Source organism: Sinomonas sp. G460-2 (assembly GCF_047759905.1).
Classification (GTDB): domain Bacteria; phylum Actinomycetota; class Actinomycetes; order Actinomycetales; family Micrococcaceae; genus Sinomonas.
Window position 1 is genome coordinate 1 of record NZ_JBKZWT010000387.1, and the last position, 3,005, is coordinate 3,005.

A 3,005-nucleotide genomic window follows, 5' to 3' on the forward strand; every position below is an offset into this window, starting at 1 on the left:
GTATCGGCGGGATCGCCGCCGCGCTCCGCCTCCGCCAGCAGGGCGCGCGCGTTACGCTCGTCGAGCAGGCGCCCGAGTTCGGCGAGGTCGGCGCTGGCCTCCAGCTCGCCCCGAACGCCACCCGGCTGCTCAAGGAGTGGGGCCTCCTCGAGCGGGTGCTCACCGTCGCCGTCGCGCCGAAGCACCTCGTGTTCCGCGACGCGGTGAGCGGCCGCGAGCTGCTCCGCCAGGACGTCCGGGGCGAGTTCGAGGCGCGCTACGGCGCCCCGTACATCGTGGCCCACCGCGCCGACCTCCACGCGATCCTCGTCGACGCGGCCCGCGAGGCCGGCGTCGAGCTGGTCAATGGCGTCACCATCGCGAGGACCGAGAACACCGCGCTCGGCGCGCGAGCGGTCGCCACCGACGGCCGCGCGTTCGACGCCGACGCAGTCCTCGCCGCCGACGGCCTCCGTTCAGTCGTGCGCGCCGAAATGTCCGACGACGAACCCATCCCCTCGGGGTACGTCGCCTTCCGCGGCGCCCTGCCGATCTCCGACGTCAAGCACGCCTCGGACATGGAGGACGTGGTCGTGTGGCTCGGGCCGCGCTGCCACCTCGTCCAGTACCCGCTCCGCAAGGGCGAGATGTTCAACACCGTCGCGGTGTTCCAGTCGCCCGCGTTCCTCCGCGGGGAGGAAGTGTGGGGCACGGAAGACGAGCTCGAGGAGGCGTACAAGGACTGCGTCCCGGAGGTCCGCAAGGCGCTCGAGAACCTGTGGCGCGTGCGCTCTTGGCCCATGTTCGACCGGCTCCCCATCGAGACGTGGGTCGACGGCAATGTGGCCCTGCTCGGCGACGCCGCGCACCCCATGCTGCAGTACCTCGCGCAGGGCGCTTGCCAGGCGCTCGAGGACGCGCACGTCCTTGGCGACGCCGTGCGTCGGTGTGTCCTTCCGGCGTCCGACGACGGCCGGCGGCGCGAGGCGTGGGCGCTCGCCCTGCGAGAGTTCAACGAGGTTCGCGCGCCCCGCACCAGCCGCGTCCAGACGACCGCGCGGGTGTGGGGCGAGTCGTGGCACGTGGACGAGCCGATCGCCGTCCTCGTCCGGAACATGCTGTTCGAGGCGGCCGGCGCCCGCGGCGGCTACCCGTACACGGACTGGCTCTACGGCCGGGACGCCCTGACCACGGACGACGGCGCGTTCCTCCCGAGGCTCGACCGGCGCCTACCCGCTTAACCGGCGTTGCCCGACGCCGGTTTTGTCCGCCGCGTGAACGCAGTCGAGATCGTGACCGAGCACATGAACGAGCCGTACGCGTTGAGGCAGTTCACGGTCAGCTTGCCCGTGACGATCATGACGTAGATCGCAAGCGCGAGGAGTCCGCCGCCGCCTAGATCGCCCATGTACCCGACCTGGTTCTTGAGGAAGCTCCCGCCGAGCCCAGCGGCCGAGAGCCCGCCCGCGAGGGCCCCGATCGTCATGGCGCACTGGGCTCCGATCGTCGAGCCCGCGAACGTGTACCAGAACGTGCGCCTCTTACTGGTCTCCTGCGGGAGATAGCGCGAATAGTCGGCAACGTACGGGCCGAACGTGAGCTGCCATCCAGCGGCCACTGAGACCGCGATGAGGAACGTCGAGAGCTCGAACGGCTTCACGAAGATCGCGTGGGAGACGTCGAAGCGCGTGAAGATCGAGACGGACAGGTACGCGAAGCCGAGGAGGCCCAGAACAGTCGCGACCCGGCCGAGCGCGTGGATGTACCGGTATCCGAGGATGGCCAAGACCGCCGTCGCGGCGCCGAAGATCACGATGCCCACCGCGCGGTTGTCGGTGCCGATGATCAGGTTGATGGCCTCGCCGGACAGCACGGTCCCGGTCGCGGCGAAGCCCACGTACATGAGGATCACGAAGACGAGCGGGATCACGGCGCCGAGCACACCGAACTGCGCGCGGCTCGAGATCATCTGCGGGAGGCCGAGCTTCGGCCCCTGGGCCGAGTGCAGCGCCATGACCGTCCCGCCCAGGACGTTGCCCACGAGCAGGCCGACGATCGCCCAGAACGCGTCCGCGCCGAAGACGACCGCGAGGGCGCCGTCCACGATCGCCGTGATCTGGGCGTTTGCCCCGAACCAGAGCGTGAACTGGTCCCACGGGCGGCCATGGCGCTCGCTCGGCGGAACTCTGTCGATGGATCGGGTCTCGATGGCCGATGCAGCCATGTCGCTCTCCTTTGAGTCGAAACGTGCTGATTCATTTCACGGGAGCGAGGGGCTCCGTGGGCGCCCTGTGACTCAGATGACGTCCGGCATCCCAGACTCCAACCCCATCCCGCTCGCCCGCGCCCCCGAGACTAGAGTGGACATTATGAGCGAGGGAATCGACGTCGGCAGCCCTGACGAGATCGAGGAGGGCACGGCGCGCGTCGTCGAACCCGAGGAGTCGGGCTTCGGCGAACCGATCGCCGTCTTCCACGCGGAGTCAGGCTGCTTCTACGCGCTCGACGACACGTGCACCCACGAGGAGGCCTCGCTCGCCGAGGGCTGGATCGAGGGCGAGACGGTCGAGTGCCCCCTGCACTCCTCGAGCTTCAGCCTCCGCTCCGGCAAGGTCCTGTGCCTCCCGGCCACCCGGGACGCGCGCACGCACAAGGTCGAGGTCGCGGGCGGCCGCGTCCTGCTCTACCCGGGCGTCGACGCCGACGAGGCCGTCCGCGTGGGCGAATAAGGCCGCCGAACAGCACCCATGAACTCAGTCCTCGAGGCTCCCCGGCGCATCGTCGTGGTGGGCGGCGGCGTCGCGGGCTTCAGCGCGGTGAGTGAGCTGCGCGCCCGCGGCTACGACGGCGCCCTCACCGTGCTCTCCCCCGAGGGCCTCCCGTACGACCGGCCGCCCCTCAGCAAGGGCTACCTCCTCGGCACGGAGGACGCCGAGAAGATCCGCCTCGCGCCCGAGTCCTGGTATGCCGAACGCGACGTCGAGGTGCTGCCCGCGCGCGCCGTCGCCCTTCGACCGGCCGAGGGC

The 3,005-nt window shown here is 70.3% G+C and carries 4 protein-coding genes; 3 read left to right on the top strand and 1 reads right to left on the bottom strand.

Features of this window, described 5'->3' with window-relative positions; translation table 11 throughout:
- Positions 1-2: 2 nt before the first annotated feature.
- Positions 3-1,220 (top strand): FAD-dependent monooxygenase, encoded by a 1,218-nt coding sequence (locus tag ACLN58_RS20215; RefSeq protein ID WP_415857024.1) that lies wholly within the window; start codon positions 3-5, stop codon positions 1,218-1,220.
- Here ACLN58_RS20215 and ACLN58_RS20220 read toward each other — a convergent pair.
- Positions 1,217-2,203 carry a purine-cytosine permease family protein gene (locus ACLN58_RS20220; RefSeq protein ID WP_415857025.1) on the bottom strand — a complete coding sequence of 329 codons (987 nt, stop codon included), beginning with the start codon at positions 2,201-2,203 and terminating at the stop codon, positions 1,217-1,219. The two genes, ACLN58_RS20215 and ACLN58_RS20220, sit on opposite strands and share 4 nt — an antisense overlap.
- Before the next feature lie 145 nt (positions 2,204-2,348).
- Here ACLN58_RS20220 and ACLN58_RS20225 point away from each other — a divergent pair, with 145 nt between their 5' ends.
- The gene (locus ACLN58_RS20225) at positions 2,349-2,708 is read left to right on the top strand and encodes a non-heme iron oxygenase ferredoxin subunit (RefSeq protein WP_415857026.1); all 360 of its coding nucleotides are present in this window, start codon (positions 2,349-2,351) and stop codon (positions 2,706-2,708) included.
- Positions 2,709-2,726: 18 nt separating this feature from the next.
- Positions 2,727-3,005, top strand: a 279-nt coding sequence (locus tag ACLN58_RS20230) for an FAD-dependent oxidoreductase (protein WP_415857027.1), incomplete at its 3' end; no start/stop codon positions are given.

Bases quoted from the DNA above. Each gene is read 5' to 3' on its own strand.
- ACLN58_RS20220 (WP_415857025.1), bottom strand. From the start codon at position 2,203: ATGGCTGCATCGGCCATCGAGACCCGATCCATCGACAGAGTTCCGCCG.
- ACLN58_RS20225 (WP_415857026.1), top strand. From the start codon at position 2,349: ATGAGCGAGGGAATCGACGTCGGCAGCCCTGACGAGATCGAGGAGGGC.